Source organism: Micromonospora sp. DT46 (genome assembly GCF_049841735.1).
GTDB lineage: Bacteria > Actinomycetota > Actinomycetes > Mycobacteriales > Micromonosporaceae > Micromonospora > Micromonospora reichwaldensis.
On sequence record NZ_JBNCKW010000016.1, the window covers coordinates 51,246 to 75,548 of the forward strand.

The window sequence follows — 24,303 nt, forward strand, 5'->3', positions numbered from 1 at the left end:
GGCGACCGTAGTGGCCAACGAGGACAAGCTCCGGGACTACCTGAAGCGGGTCACGGTCGACCTGCAGAAGACCCGGCAGCGCCTGCACGAGGTGGAGGCGTCCGCGCACGAGCCGGTCGCGATCGTCGGCATGGCCTGCCGCTACCCCGGCGGCGTGACGAGCCCCGAGGACCTGTGGCGGCTGGTGGAGTCCGGAACCGACGCCACCGGCGCGTTCCCGACCGACCGCGGCTGGGACCTGGAGTCGCTGTACGACCCCCAGTCGCAGCGGGAGGGCACCTCGTACACCTCGCGCGGCGGTTTCCTGTACGACGCGGCGGACTTCGACCCCACGTTCTTCGGCATCAGCCCCCGCGAGGCGGTCGGCCTGGACCCCCAGCAGCGGCTGCTGCTGGAGGTCGCGTGGGAGACCCTGGAACGCGCCGGCATCGACCCCACCTCGCTCGCCGGCAGCCCGACCGGCGTGTTCACCGGCCTGATGTACCACGACTACGCGGGCAGCAACAGCTCCGGCAGCGTGGTCTCCGGCCGGGTCGCCTACACGCTGGGGCTGGAGGGGCCGGCGGTCACCGTCGACACCGCCTGCTCGTCGTCGCTCGTCGCGCTGCACCTGGCGATCCAGGCGCTGCGCCGGGGCGACTGCACGCTCGCGCTCGTCGGCGGCGTCTCGGTCATGGCGACGCCGCTGACGTTCGTCGAGTTCTCCCGCCAGCGTGGCCTGTCACCGGACGGGCGGTGCCGCTCGTACTCGGCGGACGCCGACGGCACCGGGTTCGCCGAGGGTGCCGGCGTGCTGCTGGTCGAGCGGCTGTCGGACGCGATCGAGCACGGCCACCGCGTCCTGGCGGTCGTACGGGGCTCCGCGGTCAACCAGGACGGCGCGTCGAACGGGCTGACCGCGCCCAACGGGCCGTCGCAGCAGCGGGTCATCGAGGCCGCGCTGGTCGACGCGGGCCTGTCGACGCGCCAGGTCGACGTGGTCGAGGGGCACGGCACCGGCACCACCCTGGGCGACCCGATCGAGGCGCAGGCGCTGCTCGCCACGTACGGCCAGGACCGGGAGGACCCGCTCTGGCTCGGCTCGGTGAAGTCGAACATCGGCCACACCCAGGCCGCGGCCGGGGTCGCCGGGGTCATCAAGATGGTGGAGGCGATCAGGCGCGGCGTCCTGCCCGCGACGCTGCACGCCGAGCAGCCGTCGGACCAGGTGGACTGGACGGCCGGCAACGTACGGCTGCTGACCGCCGCCACCGAGTGGCCGCAGACCGGGCAGCCGCGCCGGGCCGCGGTCTCGTCGTTCGGGTTCAGCGGCACCAACGCCCACGTGATCGTGGAGCAGGCGCCGGACGCCGCCGCCGCGCCCGAGCCGGCCGCCGCGCCGGTGACGTCGCTGCTGCTCACCGCCCGCGACACCAACGCGCTGCGGGACCAGGCGCGGCGGCTCGCCGCCGTGGTGTCGCAGGTGGAACCGGCCGAGCTGGGTTACGCCCTGGCCACCACCCGGTCCCGCTTCGCGCACCGGGCCGCGGTGCTCGGCGGCACCGCCGAGGAACTGGCCGCCGGCCTGGGCGCCCTGGCCCGCGACGAGCAGGCCGCCAACCTGGTCCGCGGCCGGGTGGCCGACGGCGGGGTCGCGATGCTCTTCTCCGGGCAGGGCGCGCAGCGGCTCGGCATGGGCCGCGGGCTGTACGCGGTGTACCCGGAGTTCGCGGCGGCGTTCGACGAGGTGTGCGCCGCCCTGGACCCGCACCTGGACCGGCCGCTGCGCGACGTCCTCGACACCGAGGACCTGCACCTGACCGGCTGGACCCAGCCCGCCCTGTTCGCCGTCGAGGTGGCTCTCTACCGGCTCGTCCGGTCGTGGGGCGTCACCCCCTCGGTCCTGGCCGGGCACTCGATCGGCGAGCTGGCCGCCGCGCACGTCGCGGGGGTGTTCACGCTCGCCGACGCGGCCCGCCTGGTCGCCGCCCGGGGCCGGCTGATGCAGGCGCTGCCGGCGGGCGGGGCGATGCTCGCCGTACAGGCCACCGAGGACGAGGTCGCGCCGCTGCTCGGCGCGGACGCCGACATCGCCGCCGTCAACGGCCCGGACTCGGTGGTCGTCTCCGGCACCGAGGAGGCGGTGGCGGCGGTGGCCGCGCGGTTCGCCGACCGCCGCACCCGGCGGCTGACCGTGTCGCACGCCTTCCACTCGCCGCTGATGGACCCGATGCTCGCGCAGTTCCGGGCGGTGGCCGAGACGATCTCGTACGCGCCGCCGACGATCCCGCTGGTCTCGACGGTCACCGGCGCGCCCGCGGGCGACGAGCTGGCGACGCCCGACTACTGGGTCGGGCAGGTCCGCGCGACCGTACGCTTCGCGGACGCGGTACGCGCCGCCGCCGCGACCGGCGCCACGACGTTCCTCGAACTGGGCCCGGACTCGGTGCTCGCCACCATGGCGGCGGACTGCCTGGACGGCGACGTGCTGGCCGCGCCGGTGCTGCGCCGGGACCGCGACGAGCCGAGTGCCCTGGTGGAGGCGCTGGCGCGGCTGGAGACCCGGGGCGTCGCGCTGGACCCGGAGGCGTTCTACCGCCGGTCCGGACGGTCCTGGGTGGACCTGCCGACGTACCCCTTCCAGCACGAGCGTTTCTGGCAGGACAGCGTGGACCCGGCCGGCTCCGGCCAGGCCGACGACGACGGCCTGTGGGCGGCGGTGGACAGCGGTGACCTCGACACGGTGGTCACCACTCTCGACGTGGACCCGCAGGCGCCCCTGGCGTCGGTCCTGCCCGCGCTCTCCGCGTGGCGCAGGGGACGGCAGGAGCGCTCCGCGCTGGACCGCTGGCGCTACGAGGCCCGCTGGGAGCGCCGCCCCGGCGGCACCCCGGCGGCGCTGACCGGCACCTGGCTGCTGGTGGTCGCCGACCCGGCGGCGCCGGGCGACGCGGGCGCAGCGGTGGCCGACGCGCTCACCGCGCACGGCGCCACGGTCGTCACCACCGGCCCGGCGGACCTGGCCGGCCACCTCGACGCGGAACCGGCCGGCGTGGTCTCCCTCCTCGCGCTCGACGAGGCGTCCCTAACCGGCCACCCCGGCGTCCCGGCGGGCGCCGCCGCCACCCTCGACCTGATCCGCGCGCTCGCCGGGCGGGGCGCCAGGCTGTGGTGCCTCACCCGGGGGGCCGTCGCCACCTCCCCGGCCGACCCGGTGACCGGCGTGGCCCAGTCGCAGGTGTGGGGCCTCGGCCGGGTCGCCGCGCTGGAGCTGCCCGACACCTGGGGCGGCCTGGTCGACCTGCCCGCCGAGCTGGACGGGCGCGCCGCCGCCGCGCTGGCCGGCGTGCTCGCCGGCATCGGGGAGGACCAGGTCGCGGTGCGCCCGGACGGGGTGTTCGTCCGCCGGCTGCACCGCGCGCCGGCGACCGGCGCCCCGCGCTGGCGCGGCACGTCCGGCACCGTGCTGATCACCGGCGGCACCGGCACCCTCGGCATCGAGGCCGCCCGCCTGTACGCGCGCCACGGCGCCGAGCGGCTCGTGCTGCTGAGCCGGCGCGGCACCGCCCCCGCCGAGGCGCTCGACGAGCTGCGCGGACTGGGCGCGCAGGTCGACGTCGTTGCCTGCGACGTGGCCGACCGGGCTGCCCTGGCGGCGGTCGTCGACGGCTACCCCGACGTGCGTGCCGTCGTGCACGTGGCGGGGCTGGCCCAGCTCACCGGCATCGTCGACATGAACCTCGCCGAGTACGCCGACGTCGTCTCCGCCAAGGTCGCCGGCGCCACCCACCTCGACGCGATCTTCGCGGATCGCGACCTCGACGAGTTCGTGCTCTTCTCCTCCGTGGCCGGGGTCTGGGGCAGCGGCGGCCAGGCCGCCTACGCCGCCGGCAACGCGCACCTGTGCGCCCTCGCCGAGGCACGGCGCGCCCGGGGGCAGGTCGCCACCGCCCTCGCCTGGGGACCGTGGGCCGAGAGCACGCTGGTGGACGACGAGATCTCGGCCTCGCTGCGCAAGCGGGGCCTGGCGCCGATGGCGCCGGAGCGGGCCGTCGCCGCCATGCGTACGGCCCTGGCGGCCGGGGACACGGACGTCGTGCTCGCCGACGTGGACTGGGCCACCTTCGTGCCGTCGTTCACCGCGCTGCGGCCGAGCCGGCTCTTCGACACCATCCCCGAGGCCGTCGCCGACGAGGAGCCGGCCGAGACCTCCACCTCGTCGGACTTCGCCCGCCGGCTCGCCGACCTGCCCGAGGCGGACCGCCTCGACCACGTCGTCGGGCTGGTCCGCACCCAGGTCGCGCTCACGCTCGGCTACGCGGGCCCGGAGGCGGTCGAGCCGGCCTCCGCGTTCAAGGAACTGGGCTTCGACTCGGTCACCGCCGTCGAGTTCCGCAACCGGATGGTCGAGGCCACCGGCGTACGGCTCTCCGCGGCCGTCGCCTTCGACTACCCGACCCCGGTCGCGCTGGCCGAGCACCTGCTGGAGACCGGTCGCCCCGAGGTGGTCGTCGGCACCGTCGCCGCCGACGAGCCGATCGCCATCGTCGGCATGAGCTGCCGCTTCCCCGGGGGCGTCAGCTCGCCCGAGGAGCTGTGGGCGATGCTGCGCGAGGGGCGCGACGGCATCGGCCCGTTCCCCACCGACCGCGGCTGGGACCTCGACGGCCTGTTCCACCCCGACCCGGAGCACTCCGGGACCAGCTACGTCCGCGAGGGCGGCTTCCTCGCCGACCTGCCGGGCTTCGACGCGGCCTTCTTCGGCATCAGCCCCCGCGAGGCGGAGGCCATGGACCCGCAGCAGCGGCTGGTGCTGGAGGCGTCCTGGGCGGCCTTCGAGGACGCCGGCATCGACCCGACCGGGCTGCGGGGCACGGCGACCGGCGTGTACGTCGGCGCCAACAACGTCGACTACGCCCGGATCACCGGGGCGGCCGGGGCGAGCGCGGAAGGCTTCATGGCCACCGGCAACGCCGCGAGCATCCTCTCCGGTCGGCTCTCGTACGTGCTGGGGCTGGAGGGCCCGGCCGTGACCGTGGACACCGCCTGCTCGTCGTCGCTGGTGGCGATGCACCTGGCGGTGCGGGCGCTGCGCTCTGGCGAGTGCGCGATGGCGGTCGCGGGCGGCGTCACCGCCATGTCGACGCCGGGCGCGTTCCTGGAGTTCAGCCGGATGCGCGGGCTCGCCCCGGACGGGCGCTGCAAGGCGTTCGCGGCCGGCGCGGACGGCACCAACTGGGGCGAGGGCATCGGCGTGGTCGTCCTGGAGCGGCTCTCCGACGCGCTCGCCGCCGGCCACGAGGTCCTCGCCGTGGTACGCGGGACCGCGGTCAACCAGGACGGCGCGTCCAACGGGCTGACCGCCCCCAACGGGCCCTCGCAGCAGCGGGTCATCCGGCAGGCGCTGGCCGACGCCGGGCTCTCCACCGCCGACGTGGACGTCGTCGAGGCGCACGGCACCGGCACCACGCTGGGCGACCCCATCGAGGTCGACGCGCTCTTCGCCACGTACGGCCGGGACCGCGCCGCCGAGCGCCCGCTCTGGCTGGGCTCGGTGAAGTCGAACATCGGGCACACCCAGGCCGCCGCCGGCGTCGCCGGGGTGATCAAGATGGTGCTCGCGCTGCGGCACGGCGAACTGCCCCGGACCCTGCACGTCGCCGAGCCGACGGCGCACGTCGACTGGTCGGGCGGGGTGCGGCTGCTCGCCGAACCGCAGCCGTGGGGCCGCAACGGCCAACCGCGTCGCGGCGGCGTCTCGTCGTTCGGGTTCAGCGGCACCAACGCCCACCTCGTCATCGAGGAGGCACCGGAGGCGCCCGAGGCCGAGCGGACGCCCGACGACGGGCCGGTCGCGCTCGTGCTCTCCGCCCGCTCCGACGGGGCGCTGCGCCGGCAGGCCGCCGACCTCGAGCCGCTCCTGGCCGAGGTGGCGCCCCGCGACCTGGCGTACTCGCTGTCGCTGCGGGCCACCCACCCGCGCCGCGCGGTCGTGGTGGGCGGCGCCGACGAGCTGCGCGCCGGCCTCGCCGCGCTCGCCGCGGGGGAGCCCGCGCCGAACCTGGCCACCGGGGTCGCCGCCGGCACGCCGGGGAAGGTGGCGTTCTCCTTCCCCGGGCAGGGCTCGCAGTGGATCGGCATGGCCGTGGAGCTGCTCGACACCGCCCCGGTCTTCGCCGCCCGGATGGCCGAGTGCGAGGCCGCGCTGGCGCCGCACGTCGACTGGTCCCTGGAGGCCGTCCTGCGGCAGGGGGAGGAGCTGGACCGGGTGGACGTCGTCCAGCCCGTCCTGTTCGCCGTCATGGTGTCGCTGGCCGAGCTGTGGCGCTCCCACGGGGTCGAGCCCGCCGCCGTGGTGGGGCACTCCCAGGGCGAGATCGCCGCCGCCTGCGTGGCGGGCGCGCTCTCCGTGGCGGACGCGGCCAGGGTCGTCGCCCTGCGCAGCCGGGCGCTGCTGCGCCTGTCCGGCAAGGGCGGCATGGTCTCCGTGCCGCTGCCGGTGGCCGAGGTGCGCGACCGGCTGGAGCGCTTCGACGGCCGGGTGACCGTGGCGACCGTCAACGGGCCGCGCTCGACGGTGGCGGCCGGCGAGCTGGACGCCCTCGACGAGCTGCTGGCCGAGTGCCAGCGCGACGGCGTGCGCGCCAAGCGCATCGACGTGGACTACGCGTCGCACTCGGCGTACGTGGAGGAGCTGCACGAGGAGCTGCGCGACGTCCTGGCCGGGCTGGAGCCCCGCCGGCCCGAGGTGCCGCTCTACTCGACAGTGGACGACCGGTGGCTGGACGACGTCGCGATGGACGCCGGGTACTGGTACCGCAACCTGCGCCAGACCGTCTGGTACGAGCCCGCCGTCCGGGCCCTGCTCGACGCGGGCGTCACCACGATCGTCGAGGTCAGCCCGCACCCCGTGCTCACCATCGGCGTGCAGGACGTCATCGACGACGCGGGGGCCACCGCCACCGTGGTCGGCTCGCTGCGCCGCGACGAGGGGGGACTGGCGCGCTTCCTGCTCTCCCTCGGCGAGGCGCACGTGCACGGCGTGCACCCCACGTGGGGGGTGGACGGCGCGCGCCGGGTCCGGCTGCCCGGCTACCCGTTCGAGCACGAGCGGTACTGGCCGGCCGTCGGCACGGCCATCGCCGACGCCGCCGGGCTGGGGCTCGCCGCCACCGAGCACCCGCTGCTCGGCGCGGCGGTCGCGCTGGCCGACACCGACGGCCTGCTGTTCACCGGCCGCATCTCGGTGGCCGCGCACCCGTGGCTGGCCGACCACCGGGTCGGCGGGCAGGTGTTCGTGCCCGGGACCGCGCTCGTGGATCTCGCGGTCCGCGCTGGCGACGAGGTCGACTGCGGCCGGGTCGAGGAGCTGACCCTGACCGCGCCCCTGGTGCTGCCCGAGAAGGGCGGGGTCCAGGTGCAGCTGCGCGTCGGCGCGCCCGACGAGAACGGGCAGCGGCAGCTGACCGTCCACTCCCGGCCGGACGGGGTCGCCACCGACGCGGCGCCGTGGGTGCGCAACGGCGTCGGCCTGCTCGCCCCCGGGGAGCCGGCGGGCGGCTTCGACACCGCGTGGCCGCCGGCGGCCGAGCCGGTCCCGTCCGACGAGCTGTACGACACCCTGGCCGCGGCCGGTCTCACGTACGGCCCGACGTTCCAGGGCGTACGCCGGGTGTGGCGGCAGGGCGAGGAGATCTTCGCCGAGGTGGCCCTGCCGGCGGAGGCAGCCCGGACGGCGGCCGGTTACGGCCTGCACCCGGCGCTGCTCGACGCCGCGCTGCACCCGCTCGCGCTCGTCACCAGCGGCACCGAGGCGCTGCTGCCGTTCGAGTGGAGCGGCGTCTCCGTGCACGCCGTCGGCGCGACGGAGCTGCGCGTCCGGCTGCGTCCGCGCGGCCGGAACACGGTCGCGGTGACCGTCGCCGACCAGAGCAACACCGTGGTCGCCGAGGTCGAGTCGCTGGTGCTGCGGGAGGCCAGCGCCCCCGCGCAGCCGAGCACGCACCACGACGCCCTGTTCCGCCTGGAGTGGACCCCGGTCGCCGCGCCGGCGACCGCGCCGGACGCCCGCTGGGCGGCCCTCGGCGGGTGCACCCTGCCGCAGGACGCCGGCCTCGTTACCGACGCCTACCCGGACCTGGCGACCCTGCGGGCCCGGATGGCCGACGGCGCGCCGACGCCCGCCCTGGTCGTGCTGCCCTGCGCGGCCGGCGCGGCCGACGACCCCGCCGGGGCGGCCCACCGGGTCGTCCACGACACCCTCGCGGTGCTGCGCGAGTGGCTCGCGGACGAGCGGTTCGCCGACGCCCGGCTGGTCGTCGTCACCCGGGACGCGGTGAGCGTACAGGAGGCGGCCCCCGACCTGCCCAGCTCGCCGGTGTGGGGCCTGCTCCGGTCGGCCCAGAGCGAGCACCCGGACCGCTTCGTCCTGCTCGACGTCGACGACCGCGAGCCGCACCGGGCGCTCGCGGCGGCGGTCGCGGCCGACGAGCCGCAGCTCGCCCTCCGCGACGGCGTCCTGCTGGCCCCGCGGCTCGCCCGCGCGGCGAGCAGCCCCGCGCTGGCGGCGCCGCCGGTCGAGCGCTGGCGGCTGGACGTCACCGAACGCGGCACGCTGGACAACCTGGCGCTGCTGCCCGAGGCGGAGGAACCGCGCCCGCTGGGGCCGGGCCAGGTGCGCATCGCGATGCGGGCCGCCGGCCTGAACTTCCGGGACGTGCTGATCGCCCTCGACATGTACCCCGGCGGCGGCGTGATGGGCGGCGAGGGCGCCGGCGTGGTCGTCGAGACCGGGCCGGACGTGACCGGCGTCGCGGTCGGCGACCGCGTCATGGGCCTGTTCTACGGCGCCTTCGGCACCGAGGTGGTCACCGACGCGCGGATGATCGTGCCGGTGCCGTCGGGCTGGTCGTTCGCCACGGCGGCGTCGACGCCGATCGCGTTCTGCACCGCCTACTACGCGCTTGTCGACCTCGCCCAGGTCAAGCCGGGGGAGCGGGTGCTGGTGCACGCCGCGGCAGGTGGCGTCGGCATGGCGGCGGTCCGCCTCGCCCGGCACCTCGGCGCGGAGGTGTACGGCACCGCCAGCACCGGCAAGTGGGACGCGCTGCGCGCGATGGGGCTGCCGGACACGCACATCGGCAACTCCCGCACCCTGGAGTTCGAGGAGCGCTTCGGCGCGGCCGGCATCGACGTGGTGATCGACTCGCTGGCGAAGGAGTTCGTCGACGCGTCGCTGCGCCTGCTCCGCGCGGGCGGCCGGTTCGTCGAGATGGGCAAGACCGACGTGCGGGACCCGGACCGGGTCGCCGCCGACCACCCGGGCGTCGCCTACCAGGCGTTCGACCTGCTCGCCATCGACCCGGACCGGGTCGGCGCGATCCTGCGCGACGTGGTCGCCCTGTTCGGGACGGGCGACCTCACGCCGCTGCCGGTGCGGCCGTACGACATCCGTCGCGCCCCGGAGGCGTTCCGGTTCATGTCCAAGGCCCGGCACGTCGGCAAGCTCGTGCTCACCGCGCCGCCCCGGCGGGACCCCGACGGCACGGTGCTCGTCACGGGCGGCACCGGCACCCTCGGCGGTCTGCTGGCACGGCACCTGGTGACCCGGCGCGGGGTGCGGCACCTCCTGCTGACCAGCCGTCGTGGCCCGGACGCCCCCGGGGCCGCCGAGCTGGTGGCCGAGCTGACCTCGTACGGCGCGGAGGTCACCGTCGCGGCGTGCGACGCGGCGGACCGCGCGGCGCTGGCCGAGACCCTGGCCCGGGTGCCCGCCGCGCACCCGCTGACCGCCGTGGTGCACACGGCGGGCGTCCTCGACGACGGCCTGGTCGCCGCGCTGACCCCGGAGCAGGTCGACGCGGTGCTGCGGCCCAAGGTCGACGCGGCGGTCAACCTGCACGAGCTGACCCTGGACGCCGAGCTGGCCGAGTTCGTCGTGTTCTCCGCGGCGGCCGGCACGATGGGCGGCCCCGGGCAGGGCAACTACGCGGCGGCGAACACCTTCCTGGACGCGCTCGTGGCGGGGCGCAGGGCGGCCGGGCTGCCCGCCCGTTCGCTGGCCTGGGGCCTGTGGAGCGAGGCGAGCGGGATGACCGCGCACCTCGACGCCAACGACCGCGCCCGGATGGCCCGCGTCGGCCTGCTGGAGCTGTCGGTGGAGCAGGGCATGGCGCTGTACGACGCGGCGGAGCTGGTCGACGAGCCGCTGCTGGTGCCGATGCCGATGGATCCGGCGGCGCTGCGCGAGCTGGGCCGGGCGGGCCTGCTGCCCGCGCTGCTGCGTGGCCTGGTGCGGGGCCCGTCCCGACGGTCGGTGGAACAGGCGACGCAGTCGCCCGGCGCCCTGCGCGACCACCTGGCGAGCCAGAGCGGCCCGCAGCGACGGCACACCGCGTTGGAGTTCGTCAAGGCACAGGCCGCCGCCGTGCTCGGGCACGCCGGCGCGAGCGCGGTGGACCCCGACCGGCCGTTCACCGAGCTGGGCTTCGACTCGCTCACCGCGGTCGAGTTCCGCAACCGGCTGAAGGCGGCCACCGGCCTGAAGCTCTCCGCCACCATGGTGTTCGACCACCCGACCGCCGCGGCGCTCACCGACCACCTGCTGGCCGGGCTGGCCCCGGCCGAGGTGGACCCGGCCGCGGGGCTGTTGGCCGAGCTGGACCGGCTGGAACGCTCGTTCGCCCAGGCCGGTGCGGCGGGTCTGGAGGACGCAGTCAAGGCACGGATTACCGATCGGTTGCACGCCGTGATGTCGAATTGGCGTGGCAGGTCCGACGTGGACGCCGAACCCGACGGACCGGACGTGGGCCTGGTGCTGAAGACCGCCTCCGCCGACGAGCTGTTGCGGTTCATCGACGACGAACTCGGCGCCGCCTGAACCGGACGCGCTGAGGAGGGCTTACTGATGGCGAACGAAGAGCAGCTTGTCGAGTACCTCCGGCGCGTGACGGCCGACCTGCACGAGACGCGGCGGAAGCTGCGTACCGCGACGGAGCGGGAGCCGATCGCCATTGTCGGCATCGGCTGCCGCTTCCCCGGCGGCGTGCGCTCCGCCGACGACCTGTGGGAGCTGGTGTCGTCCGGCGGCGACGGCATCACCGACTTCCCCACCAACCGGGGCTGGGACCTGGACGACCTGTTCGACCCGGACAGCGGCTCCGGCACCAGCTACGTGCGGCGGGGCGGCTTCATCCCGGACGCCACCGACTTCGACGCGGGCTTCTTCGGCATCAGCCCGCGCGAGGCGCTCGCCATGGACCCGCAGCAGCGGCTGATGCTGGAGACGTCGTGGGAGGCGTTCGAGCACGCCGGGATCGACCCGCACTCGCTGCGGGGCAGCCGGACCGGCGTGTTCGTCGGCGCGAACAGCGTCGAGTACCTGAACGCCATGCAGCGCGACGTGGACGCGCTCATCGGCTACACGATGACCGGGGTCGCGGGCAGCGTCGTGTCCGGCCGGGTGTCGTACGTGCTGGGGCTGGAGGGCCCGGCCGTCACCGTGGACACGGCCTGCTCGTCGTCGCTGGTGGCGGTGCACGTGGCCGCGCACGCGCTGCGCAGCGGCGACTGCGACCTCGCGCTGGCCGGCGGCACCTGCGTCATCTCCACGCCCGGCACTTTCATCGAGTTCTCCAGCCAGAAGGGGCTCGCCCCGGACGGCCGGGTGAAGGCGTTCGCCTCGGCGGCGGACGGCACCGCGTTCGGCGAGGGCGTCGGCGTACTCGTGCTGGAGAAGCTGTCGGACGCGCGCCGCAACGGGCACCGCGTCCTGGCGGTGGTACGCGGCTCGGCCGTCAACCAGGACGGCGCGTCGAACGGCCTCACCGCGCCCAACGGGCCGTCGCAGCAGCGGGTCATCCGGGCCGCGCTGGCGAACGCCGGGCTCACCACGGCCGACGTGGACGCGGTGGAGGCGCACGGCACGGGCACCACGCTGGGCGACCCGATCGAGGCCCAGTCGCTCATCGCCACCTACGGCCAGGAACGTGACCGGCCGCTCTGGCTCGGCTCGGTGAAGTCGAACTTCGGGCACACCCAGGCCGCCGCCGGCGTCGCGGGCGTGATCAAGATGGTCATGGCGCTGCGGCACGAGGAGCTGCCCCGCACCCTGCACGTCGACAAGCCGTCGCACCACGTGGACTGGTCCGACGGCGCCGTCCAACTGCTCAGCGAGCCGGTGCGGTGGCCACGGGGCGAGAACCCGCGGCGCGCGGGCGTCTCGTCGTTCGGCATCTCGGGCACCAACGCCCACGTGCTGATCGAGGAGCCACCGGCCGCCGAGGCCCCGCAGAGCGCCCCGCCGGCCGAGGGCCCCGCCACGTGGGTGCTGTCGGCCCGGACCGAGGCGGCGCTGCGCGAGCAGGCGGTCCGGCTGCGCGATCGCCTGAGCGACGACCTCGGCACGCACGACGTCGCGTACGCGCTCGCCGGCACCCGCGCCCGCCTCCCGCACCGCGCCGTCCTCGTCGGGGACCGGGACGAGCTGTCCGCCGCGCTCAACGCGCTCGCCGACGGCGGCGCGGCCCGCAACCTCGTCACCGGGCTCGCCGACGCCGGCGAGCGCACCGCGTTCCTCTTCCCCGGCCAGGGCTCGCAGTGGCTGGGCATGGCCGCCGAACTGCTGGACACCGCACCCGTCTTCGCCGCCCGGATGGCGGAGTGCGCCACCGCCGTGGACCGGCACACCGACTGGTCGCTGCTCGACGTGCTGCGCGGCGTCCCGGGCGCCGCCTCCCTGGACCGGGTCGACGTCGTCCAGCCCGCGCTGTTCGCCATGATGGTCTCGCTGGCGGCGCTGTGGCGCTCGCACGGGATCGAGCCCGCCGCCGTCGTCGGGCACTCCCAGGGCGAGATCGCCGCCGCCTGCGTGGCCGGCGCGCTCACCCTGGACGACGCCGCCCTGGTGGTGACCCGGCGCAGCCAGCTGATCGCCGTGGACCTCGCCGGGCGGGGCGGCATGGTGTCCGTGTCGGAGCCGGTCGCGAAGGTCGCCCGGCGCCTGCGGCCCGGGCTGTCGGTCGCCGCCGTGAACGGTCCGTCCACCGTGGTCGTCTCCGGCGCGCCCGAGGCACTCGACGAGCTGCTCGCCGAGTGCGAGCGCGACGAGGTCCGCGCGCGGCGCATCGACGTCGACTACGCCTCGCACTCCGCGCACGTCGAGTCGATGCGCGACGAGCTGCTCCGGGTCCTCGCCCCCGTGCGGCCCCGCACCGGCGACGTGCCGCTCTACTCGACCGTCACCGGTGAGCTGCTCGACACCGCCGAGCTGGTCGCCGAGTACTGGTACCGCAACCTGCGGCAGACCGTCGAGTTCGAGCAGACCGTACGCGGTGTCATCGCCGACGGCATCGACTCCTTCGTCGAGGTCAGCTCGCACCCGGTGCTCGTACCCGCCGTGCAGGACCTGCTCGACGAGGCAGGCGGCGGCTCGGTCGTCGGCACGCTGCGCCGCGACGAGGGCGGCCTGCGCCGGTTCCTGCTGTCGCTGGGGCAGGCGCACACCCGGGGCGTGCAGCCGGACTGGGCCACGCTGGTCACCGCCCCGGCCCGACCGGTCGCCCTGCCCACGTACGCCTTCCAGCGCCGCACCTACTGGCCCAGTGGGGCGGGTGGCCCGGTCGACGCCACCGGCCTCGGCCTCGGCTCCACCGGCCACCCGCTGCTCGGCGCGACCGTGTCGCTGGCCGGCGCGGACGGGGTGCTGCTGACCGGCCGGCTGTCGACCTCGGCGCACCCGTGGCTCGCCGACCACCGGGTGGCGGGCCGGATCTTCCTGCCCGGCACGGCCTTCGTCGAGCTGGCGGTCCGCGCCGGCGACGAGGTGGGCGCCACCGAGGTCGAGGAGCTGACGCTCGAAGCGCCCCTGGTGGTGCCGGAGCGGGGCGCGGTGCAGGTCCAGCTCCGCGTCGGCGAGCCCGGCCCGGACGGCGCCCGGCGGCTGACCGTCCACTCGCGGCCCGACGGCGACGGCCCGTGGACCCGGCACGCCACCGGCACCCTGGGCACCGGGACCTCCGGCGCCGACGACCGCGCGGCGGCCCCGGCGGGCGTCTGGCCGCCCGAGGGCGCCGAGGCCCTGGACACCGCCGAGCTGTACGACCGGTTCGCGGCGCTCGACGTGACGTACGGCCCCGCCTTCGGCGGCCTGGGGTCGGTGTGGCGGCGGGGCGACGAGCTGTTCGCCGAGGTCACCGCCCCCGAGGCGGCGAAGGTCGCGGGCTTCGGCCTGCACCCCGCGGTGCTCGACGCGGCGCTGCACCCGCTCGGCCTGGGCGTGTTCACCGCCGACGACGGCGAGGGCGGGCCCTGGCTGCCGTTCGCCTGGCACGGGGTGACCCTGCACGCCACCGGCGCCGCCCGGCTCCGGGTCACCATCCGGTCGGCGGGCCCGAACGCCGTCGCGGTGACCGTCGCCGATCACGCCGGCGCGCCGGTCGCCACGATCGACGCGCTGGCCGTCCGCCGCCTGCCCGCGAACGCGCTCGCCGACCTGACCAACCCGCGCCACCAGGCGATGCACGTGCTCGACTGGGTGCCCGTCCCGGTGGCCGACGGCGCGGCCACGCTGGCGGTCGTGGGCGGCGAGCTGCCCGGCGCCACCGCGTACGACAGCCTCGCCGCGATCGGCGAGGTCCCCGACTTCGTGGTCCTCCCGGTCACCTCCGACGGCGACGACCTGGTCGGGGCCACCTACCGGGCGGTGGAGCACGCCCTCGCCGCCGTCCAGGAGTGGCTTGCCGACGACCGGTTCGCCGCCGCCCGCCTGGTCGTGCTGACCGAGGGGGCCACCGACGCGACCCGGCCGGCGCTCGCCGCCGTGTGGGGCCTGCTGCGCTCGGCCGCGTCCGAGAACCCCGGCCGGATCGTGCTCGTCGACGTGGCGGGTGGGCAGTGGGCGCCGAACCTCGTGCCGGCGCTGCGTTCGGGCGAGCCGCAGCTCGCCCTGCGCGGCACCGAGGTCCTCGTACCCCGCATCGCGAAGGCGTCCGGGCAGCCGGGCACGCCGCCGGAGATCACCGGCACGGTCCTCGTCACGGGGGCGTCGGGCACGCTCGGCCGCCTCGTCGCCCGGCACCTCGTCGCGCGGCACCGCGTCCGTCGCCTCGTGCTCGCGGGCCGTCGCGGCATGACCGAGGACCTGCGGACGCTGTACGACGAGCTGACCGCCCAGGGCGTGCACGTGACGGTCGCCGCCTGCGACGCCGCCGACCGCGTGGCGCTGGCCGCGCTCGTCGCGGAGCACCCGCCCACGGCGGTCGTGCACACGGCCGGGGTCCTGGACGACGGGATGATCCCGTCGCTCACGCCGGAGCGGGTCGCCACCGCGCTGCGCCCCAAGGTCGACGCGCTCGTCAACCTGCACGAGCTGGCCGGCGACGTGAGCGCCTTCGTCGTCTTCTCCTCCGCCGCGGGCGTCCTCGGCGGCCCCGGTCAGGGCAACTACGCGGCGGCCAACGCCTTCGTCGACGCGTTCGCCGCGTACCGGCGCGCCCGGGGCCTGCCCGCGGTGGCGCTGGCGTGGGGCATGTGGGCGGAGCGCACCGGCCTCACCGGCGCGCTCGACGACGCCGACCTCGCCCGGATGCGGCGCTCCGGCGTGCGGCCCCTCTCCACCGAGGACGGGCTCGCGCTCTTCGACGAGGCGCTCGGCGCGCCCGAGGCCGCCCTCGTGCCGATCCACCTGGACCTCGCCGCCCTGCGGGAGCAGGCGACCGGCGGCGTGCTGCCCCCGGTGCTGCGCGGCCTGGTCCGCACCCCGGCGCGACGCCAGGTCTCCGCCGACGCCGCGGCGGCCTCCGACCTGGTCGCGACCCTCGCCGGTCGCGGCGCGGCCGAGCGCCGCAAGGAGCTGGTCGACATCGTCCGTACGCAGGTCGCGGTCGTGCTCGGGCACGGCGGCGCCGAGGCGGTGGGCGCGACGAAGGCGTTCAAGGAGCTGGGCTTCGACTCGCTCACCGCCGTCGAGTTCCGCAACCGCCTCAACGCGGTCGTCGGCCTGCGGCTGCCCGTCACGCTGGTCTTCGACTACCCGAACCCCACCACGCTGGCCGAGCACCTGGACGCGGAACTCTTCGCCGGAGGGTCGGCCGCAGCCGTGGTCGTGGCCGCCACCGACGGCACCGACGACCCCATCGCGATCGTCGGCATGGGCTGCCGGTTCCCCGGCGGCGCCACCTCCCCGGAGAAGCTGTGGGACCTGGTCGCGGGGGGCGTCGACGCGGTGGCCGGCTTCCCGACCGACCGGGGCTGGGACATCGACAACCTCGTCGACCCGGACCCGGACAAGCCCGGCCGCACCTACTGCGGGGAGGGCGCCTTCCTGTACGACGCGGCCTGGTTCGACGCCGAGTTCTTCGGCATCTCCCGCCGCGAGGCCCTGGCCATGGACCCGCAGCAGCGGCTGTTCCTGGAGACCTCGTGGGAGGCCGTCGAGCGCGCCGGCATCGATCCCACCACCCTGCGCGGCAGTCGCACCGGGGTGTTCGCCGGCCTGATGTACCACGACTACACCGCGCACCTTCAGCACCTGCCTCCCGAGCTCGACGGCTTCATCGGCACCGGCGTCGCCGGCGGCGTGGTCTCCGGCCGGGTGTCGTACGCGCTGGGGCTGGAGGGGCCGGCGGTCACCGTCGACACGGCGTGCTCGTCCTCGCTGGTCACCCTGCACCTGGCCGCCCAGTCGCTGCGCCGGGGCGAGTGCTCCCTCGCCCTGGCCGGTGGCGTGACCGTGCTCGCGACGCCCAACGCGTTCATCGACTTCAGCCGCCAGCGGGCCCTCGCGCCGGACGGCCGGTGCAAGTCCTTCGCGGCCGGCGCCGACGGCACCGGCTGGGGTGAGGGCGTCGGGGTGCTGGTGCTCGAACGGCTCTCCGACGCGCGCCGCAACGGCCACCCGGTGCTCGCCGTCGTGCGCAGCACCGCCGTCAACCAGGACGGCGCGAGCAACGGCATGACCGCGCCCAACGGGCCGTCCCAGCAGCGCCTGGTCAACCAGGCGCTCGCCGACGCGGGGCTGCGACCGGCCGACGTGGACGCCGTCGAGGCGCACGGCACCGGCACCACCCTCGGCGACCCGATCGAGGCCCGCTCCCTCATCGCGACGTACGGCCGCGACCGGGGCGAGCACCCGCTCTGGGTCGGCTCGATCAAGTCGAACATCGGGCACACCCAGGCCGCCGCCGGCGTCGCCGGGGTGATCAAGATGGTGGAGGCGATCCGGCACGGCCTGCTGCCGCCGACGCTGCACGTCGACGCCCCGTCGCCGCACGTGGACTGGGCGGACGGGGCCGTCCAACTGCTGACGGCGGCGGTGCCCTGGCCGGAGACGGGACGCCCCCGCCGCGCCGGCGTCTCCTCGTTCGGCATCTCCGGCACCAACGCGCACGCGATCATCGAGCAGGCGCCCGAGCCCGTGGTGGTGGACTCGACGGCCGAGGTGCCCGTGGTGCCCCTGGTGGTGTCCGGCCGGGACCAGGCCGCGCTGCGCGACCAGGCGGCCCGGCTCGCCGCCCACCTCACCGACGCGGCGTCCGCCGTGGACGCCGGCTTCTCGCTCGCCACCACCCGTACCGCCCTGCGGCACCGGGCGGTCGTGCTCGGCCGGGACCTGGCCGAGCTGCGCGCCGGACTGGCCGCGCTGGCCCGTGGCGAGAACGCCCCCGGGGTGGTCGGCGGGGTCGCCGACACCGCCGGGGCGACCGCCGTGCTCTTCACCGGGCAGGGGTCGCAGCGGATCGCGATGGCGGGGGAGCTGATGGGCTTCCCGGTGTTCGCGGCGGCGTTCGACGAGGTGTGTGCGGAACTGGACCGGCACCTGGAGCGGCCGTTGCGGGAGGTGTTGGGCTCCGAGGAGGTGCATCAGACGGGGTGGGCGCAGCCGGCGTTGTTCGCGGTGGAGGTGGCGCTGTTCCGGTTGTTCGAGTCGTGGGGGGTGCGGCCGGACTTCGTGGCGGGGCACTCGATCGGCGAGCTGGCGGCGGCGCACGTGGCGGGGGTCCTCACCCTGCCGGACGCCGCCCGGCTGGTGGCCGCCCGCGGCCGGCTGATGCAGGCGCTGCCCACCGGCGGCGCGATGGTGGCCGTACGCGCCACCGAGGACGAGGTCGTCCCGCTGCTCTCCGACGCCGTGGCGATCGCCGCCGTCAACGGCCCCACCTCGGTCGTGCTCTCCGGCGAGGAGGCCGCCACCCTGGCGGTCGCCGAGAAACTGGCCGCCAGCGGTCGCAAGACCAAGCGGCTCACCGTGTCGCACGCGTTCCACTCGCCGCTGATGGAGCCCATGCTCGACGAGTTCCGCGCGGTGGCCGGGTCCGTCACCCACCACCCGCCGACGATCCCGGTGCTCTCCACGGTCACCGGTGAGCCCGCCGAGCTGACCCCCGAGTACTGGGTGCGTCAGGTACGGGCGACGGTCCGGTTCGCCGCGGCCGTCGAGGCGCTGGCGGCACGCGGCGTACGCACCTTCCTCGAACTGGGCCCGGACGCGGTGCTCACCGCGCTCGGCCGGGAGTGCGTGGCCGACGGCGAGTTCGTGCCCGCCCAGCGCGCCGACCGGGACGGGCCGCAGGTGGCGACCGAGGCGCTCGCCCGCCTGCACAACCGCGGCGTACCCGTCGACTGGCCGGCCTTCTTCGCCGGCGCGCGCCCGGTCGCCCTGCCCACGTACGCCTTCCAGCGCACCCGCCTGTGGCCGGACCCGCCCGCCGCCGCCGCGCCTGGCGACGACTTCTGGGCCGCGGTCGAGCGCGACGACCTGGGCGCGCTGCTGGGCCTGGACGACACCGCGACCCTGAAGGACGTGGCGGTGGCGCTGTCGTCGTGGCGACGCGGGCCCGCGCCCGGCTACCAGCTGCGGTGGTCCCCGGTCACGGAGCTGCCGGTGCCCGCGCTGCGCGGCGTGTGGCTGGTGCCGGCGGACGCCGACCGGATCGCCGAGGCGATGGCCCGGCACGGCGCCGACGTGCGCGTGTACCGCGACGGCACGGCGGACGAGCTGCTCGACCTGGTGCCCGAACACGTGGCCGCGGGGGTGCTGACGACGTCCGCCGGCCCCACCCCCGCCGGGCTGCTGCGGGCCCTCGACGAGTCCCGCGTGGAGGCTCCCGTGTGGTGCCTGACCCGGGGCGCGGCCGCGGTCACCCCCACCGAGCGGATCACCGACCTGGACGGGGCGGCGGCGTACGGCTTCGGCCGGTCCACCGCCCTCGCCACGCCCCGGGCCTGGGGCGGGGTCGTCGACCTGCCGGAGACGCTCGACGACCGGACACTGACCGCCCTGTGCCGGGTGCTCACCAGGGGTGCCGGTGAGGACCAGGTGGCGCTGCGCTCGGCGGGCGTCTTCGCCCGCCGGCTCGTCGCTGCCCCCGCGCCGACCGGTGAGCCGTGGCGGCCGGCGGGCCCGGTCGCGCTGCACGGCGGGCCGCTGGCGGACCGGATCGCCGACCTGCTGGAGGCGGCGGGCGCGACGGTCACCACGGGGGACGCCGACACGGTGGTCGTCACCAGCGACGCCGACGACCCCGTCGCGACCGCCCTCGCCGCCCGGGCCGAGCGGCTCGTGCTCGTGCACACGGCCGACGAGATGTTCGGTGTCGCCGGCGCCGCCGGGACGGCGGCCGTGTTCGACGCGATTGCCCAGCAGCGCGACGGGGCGGTGTCGATCGCGGTCGGCCCGGACGTCACCGCCGAGCAGTTCGGCGCGGCGGTGGGCACGGGCGCGGTCGGGCGGGTCGCCGCCGCCGTGGACTGGCCCTCGTTCGTACCCGACTACACCCGGTACCGGCCGAGCCCGCTGCTGCGGGACCTGCCGGACGCGATGCGCCACGTCACCGAGGCCGCCGAGGACACGCTCGACGCCGACAGCCCCGACGCGTTGCGCCGGTTGCTCGACGGCGCCGACGAGGCCGAGACCCGCGCGGTGCTGTCCCACGTGGTACGGGCCCAGACCGCGTACACGCTCGGTCTGCCGTCGGCCGCCACGGTCGACGAGAACCAGGAGTTCCTCGACATCGGTTTCTCCTCCCTCACCGCCGTGGAACTGCGGCGCCGGCTCGAGGCCCTCACCGGGCTGGAGCTGACCGCCGCGCTCGTCTACGACCACCCGACGCCTGCCGAGGTGGTCGAGGAACTGCTCGCCCAGCGGGCCCTCGTCGCGTAGCAGACCCCCACGACGAGGAGCGGACCTTCGTCACCCCCCTCACGGAAGGAAGCCCTCATGAGCAAGTCCGCTCGGATGAGCACGCTGATCAAGCCCCCCAAGGTGGCGTGGAACCCGACGGAACGCCGGCTGCTGCGCGCGGCGGGCATCGCCGACCTGCGCGACGTGGCCCGCCGGGCGGTGCCCCGCATGGTGTTCGACTACTGCGACGGGGCGGCGGACAGCGAGCGCAGCCTCAGCCGCGCCCGGGAGACGTTCGCCAACATCGAGTTCCAGCCGTCGGTGCTGCGCGACGTGTCCAACCTGGACACCAGCCGGACGGTGCTCGGCAAGCGGCAGAAGCTGCCGTTCGCCCTGGCGCCGGTCGGCTTCAACCGGGTGATGCACGCCGAGGGCGAGCCGGCGGTCGCGTCGGTGGCGCAGCAGTTCGGCATCCCGTACTCGGTCTCCACCCTCGCGACCACGTCGCTGGCGGACGTCGCCGCCGCCGCGCCCGAGGGCCGGCACTGGTTCCAGCTCTACTTCGCCGAGGACCGGGCGATGGTCAAGGAACTGATCGCGCTCGCCGAGGAGGCGAAGTTCGACACCATCCTGCTGACGCTGGACACGCCGATCTCCGTGCCGCGCCGCCGCGACATCCGTAACGGCCTGACCATCCCGCCGTCGATGAGCGTCGGCACCATCGCCGAGGCGTTCCTGCACCCGGGCTGGTGGATGCGGCAGTGGCGGGCCGGCACCCCGTCCCCGCAGGTGCTCAAGGCCACCGGCGGGTCCGCGTCCGACATGATCAAGCGGGTGTTCAACCCGCGGCTGTCCATCGACGACGTCGAGTGGCTGCGCGGCGCCTGGTCGGGCAAGCTCGTCGCCAAGGGCGTGCAGAGCGTCGCCGACGCCAGGCGGGTCGCCGACGTCGGGGTCGACGGGGTGTGGCTGTCCACGCACGGCGGACGCAAGCTCGACCGGGCCCCGGTGCCCGTCGAGCTGCTGCCCGACGTGGTGGACGAGGTGGGCGACCGGGTCGAGGTGCTCGTCGACACCGGCATCACCTCGGGCGCCGACATCGTGGCGGCGATCGCCCTGGGCGCCACCGCCGCCGTGGTCGGCCGGGCCTACCAGTACGGCCTGATGGCCGGCGGCCGGCGCGGCGTCGTACGGGCCATGGAGATCCTGAGCCGGGAGATCGAGGTCACCATGAAGCTGCTCGGGGTCTCCTCGGTGGGCGAGCTGAACCGTTCGCACGTCAGGTTCCGCTGATTCCCGCCGTTTCTCGATTCCCGGTCGGAACGGTCGGACTGTCGTATTTCGGGGCGTACGTGGAGGTTATTTGTGGCACGCATGAGCGGGAATGGTCACTGCCGTTCGTTCAACGGGGACGGGAGGATGGACATCATGGTCCGTGACGACGTCACGGGCGAACTGCTGGTCTTCCCGCACAGCGGCAGCTTCCGGGGTGCCGAGACCTTCGGCGAGCCGGAGCTGATCAGCACCGGCTTCCACCCGAACCGGAACCACGGGCTGGTCCGCCCCATCGACGTCAACGGCAACGGCCGCGCCGACGTCATCGGCATCAGCATGACGCACATGAACGAGACCCACGGGATCTTCCTCTATCCCAACAGGGGCGGGCTGAACGGTCTCGACACCCTCGGCGATCCGATCCGCATCTCCGGCGCCCGGGACGACAAGAAGTGGGAGACCCTCGGCATCGCGGACCTGGACCTGGACGGCTGTGACGACATGTTCGGCCGCGAGCAGAACGCGGGCCACGTCGACGCGTTCTTCAACAAGCGCCAGGTCACGCAGAACGAGACGTACGACCGCACCGCGCACCGCCTGGTGACCGTCGACGTCGACGACTTTCCGCTGGCGATGGCCGACTTCACCGGCACCGGCCGGGCCGACCTGCTGGTCCGGCGGGCGAACGGCGACCTCGACCTGTACGAGTTCGCGCACGACACCTCCGGGGAGGGCCCGTGGTGGCGCGGCGAGGGCCGGTGGTTCACGCTCGCCCACGGCTGGCAGGAGTACGAGATCATCACCGTGACCGACATCGACCTCGACGGCCGCCCGGACGTGCTGGGTCTGCGCCCCGACGGCACCCTCGTCGTCCACCTGCACAACGGCACGTTCGACCCGGACCGGCCGTTCGCGACGCTGTCCGCACCGGAGGTCGTCGCGACCGGCTGGCAGAAGTACTCGGTGGTGAGCTGACGTGGGCCGGCTCGCGCCGCGACCGGGCGGGCCGCCACGCGCGACCCGGGAATCCGACACAGTGCACGCACGACGAGAGGAGCAGTGGTGAGCGCGAACGAAGCCGGCGACCAGGCCGGGTGGCGGTTGGTGGTGGAGTCGAAACGCTGCATCAGCTCGGGCTTCTGCGTGGGCAGCGCGCCGGACCACTTCGCGATGGACCCCGTCTCCCGGCCGCTGGCCGACGTGGTGGCGCCGTCCGACCAGGTGATCGAGGCCGCCGAATTCTGCCCCGTGGAGGCCATCTCGGTGATCGACGCGCAGGACGGGACGCCGATCGCCCCGAAGCGATGACGGCGGGGCCCGCCGGGTGCGACCACGCCCGGCGGGCCGACACCCGCACAGGCCGCCGTAGGCGGCCTTTCTTCGTTTCCGCTGCGGCCGGGCCCACGCAGTTCACCGGGCGGCCCGGGCCGACACGACGCGGTCCGCCCGCCACCTCGCGGGTGGCCGGCGGACCGCGTCCTCCGTAGCGCTCAGACCGTGACCGGGAGGGAGATCAGTGCCGGCACCAGCGGCGTACGCCGGACCTTCAGCGACTCCCGGGGCGCGGCGAGCTTGATGTTCGGGAAACGGGTGAACAGCTCCCGGAGGGCGATGGTCGTCTCCATCCGGGCCAGCTCCGAACCCGAGCAGAAGTGCGGGCCGCCGCCGAACGCCACGTGCCCCTTGTCCTCGCGGTCGATGTCGAGCACCTGCGGATCGGGGAACCGCTTCGGGTCGTTGCCCGCCGCGGTCAGGTGCAGCAGCACCGTCTCGCCCTTGGCGATCTTCGTGCCGTCGATCTCCAGGTCCTCCGTGGCGAAGCGGCGGAAGCCGTGGTGCACGGAGCCGTTGCGGCGCAGCAGCTCCTCGACGGCCACGTCGAACAGGTCCGGGTCCTTGCGGAGCCGCTCCAGCGTCTCCGGGCTGTCGAGCAGCGCCAGCGCGCCCCGGCCGATCATGCCCGCGGTGGTGTCGTACCCGCCCAGCATCGTCAGCAGGGCCAGGGCCATCACCTGGTAGACGTTGAGTTCGGGCTCGCCGTCGGCGTTCTTGGCGTGGATCCAGTACGAGAAGAGGTCCTCGCCGGGCTCCTTCGTCTTCTCCTCGCGGACCATGTTCATGAAGTGCGACATCTTCGTGCGGACCATCGCGTTGGTCTCGTTGTCGCCGCTGAACACCAGGTCCGCCCAGTGCTTCAGGTCCTTGCGGTACTCCTCGCGGATGCCGAGCACGTCGCAGACGATCGTGATCGGCAGGATGGCCGCGTAGTCCTCGACCAGGTCGCCGCCGCCGGCCGCCTCGATCGCGTCCAGCCGGGCCTTGACCAGCTGGTGCACCCGGGGGCGGAAGGTCTCCAGGTTGCGGGGCAGGAAGGTGAAGTTGATCATCTTCTTGAGCCGCGTGTGCTCCGGCGGGTCGAGGGTGACGATCGTCCCGGTCGCCTCGCCCTCCGGGAAGCGCTTGCTGGTGAAGTCCCCGTTGCTGTACTCGCGGGGCCGCGCGAGGCGCCGGTCGCGGAGCGCGGAGTAGACCTCGGCGTGGCCGGTCACCAGCCACACGGGGCCGTGGTCGGGCAGGCAGGTGCGGTGCACGGCACCCTTTTCGTGCAGTGACGCGTAGACCTCGTACGCCGCGTACGGGCTAGCGAAGTAGTCGTCGTCCATCACCATCTGATGCCCGTGCGCCGGGCACTTGTTCGCCATGTCGTCCTCGCTGTGGTCTGAGCAGGAATCGCCGTCGGCCTCCGGTGCGCCAGGCGTCACGGACCGCGCGCTCCTGATGTTGCCCGCAGACGGTCCACCCTCGGGTAATCGTGGAGGCGATCGTGGCTGGTGCGGAGTGGATCGGTGGGTTAGTGGGTGAGTGCGGGGATTTGGATTTTGGCGTCGTGTTCGAGGATGCGTTGTTGGAGTTCTTGGAGGCTGCGGCCG

The 24,303-nt window shown here is 75.2% G+C and carries 6 protein-coding genes; 5 read left to right on the top strand and 1 reads right to left on the bottom strand.

Annotated elements, in window-relative coordinates; translation table 11 throughout:
- The first annotated feature begins 10 nt into the window (after positions 1–10).
- From ACLQ20_RS30635 to ACLQ20_RS30655, 5 genes are all read left to right on the top strand, one after another.
- Positions 11–10,858 carry a type I polyketide synthase gene (locus tag ACLQ20_RS30635; RefSeq protein WP_425858297.1) on the top strand — a complete coding sequence of 3,616 codons (10,848 nt, stop codon included), beginning with the start codon at positions 11–13 and terminating at the stop codon, positions 10,856–10,858.
- Positions 10,859–10,885: 27 nt separating this feature from the next.
- A complete protein-coding gene (locus tag ACLQ20_RS30640; RefSeq protein ID WP_425858298.1) occupies positions 10,886–20,137 on the top strand; it encodes a type I polyketide synthase in 9,252 nt (3,083 codons plus the stop codon).
- 57 nt (positions 20,138–20,194) lie between these two features.
- Positions 20,195–21,391 carry an alpha-hydroxy acid oxidase gene (locus ACLQ20_RS30645; protein ID WP_151452501.1) on the top strand — a complete coding sequence of 399 codons (1,197 nt, stop codon included), beginning with the start codon at positions 20,195–20,197 and terminating at the stop codon, positions 21,389–21,391.
- 81 nt (positions 21,392–21,472) lie between these two features.
- Positions 21,473–22,348: an FG-GAP repeat domain-containing protein gene (locus tag ACLQ20_RS30650; protein ID WP_151452502.1), complete on the top strand. Its 876-nt coding sequence runs from the start codon at positions 21,473–21,475 to the stop codon at positions 22,346–22,348.
- Positions 22,349–22,435: 87 nt separating this feature from the next.
- Positions 22,436–22,681 (top strand): ferredoxin, encoded by a 246-nt coding sequence (locus tag ACLQ20_RS30655; protein WP_192581225.1) that lies wholly within the window; start codon positions 22,436–22,438, stop codon positions 22,679–22,681.
- A gap of 182 nt (positions 22,682–22,863) precedes the next feature.
- Here ACLQ20_RS30655 and ACLQ20_RS30660 read toward each other — a convergent pair whose 3' ends face one another.
- On the bottom strand, positions 22,864–24,075 hold the full coding sequence (locus tag ACLQ20_RS30660) for a cytochrome P450 family protein (RefSeq protein ID WP_192581226.1): 1,212 nt from the start codon (positions 24,073–24,075) through the stop codon (positions 22,864–22,866).
- Between the last annotated feature and the right edge of the window lie 228 nt (positions 24,076–24,303).

Bases quoted from the DNA above. Each gene is read 5' to 3' on its own strand.
- ACLQ20_RS30640 (WP_425858298.1), top strand. From the start codon at position 10,886: ATGGCGAACGAAGAGCAGCTTGTCGAGTACCTCCGGCGCGTGACGGCC.
- ACLQ20_RS30645 (WP_151452501.1), top strand. From the start codon at position 20,195: ATGAGCAAGTCCGCTCGGATGAGCACGCTGATCAAGCCCCCCAAGGTG.
- ACLQ20_RS30650 (WP_151452502.1), top strand. From the start codon at position 21,473: ATGAGCGGGAATGGTCACTGCCGTTCGTTCAACGGGGACGGGAGGATG.
- ACLQ20_RS30660 (WP_192581226.1), bottom strand. From the start codon at position 24,075: ATGGCGAACAAGTGCCCGGCGCACGGGCATCAGATGGTGATGGACGAC.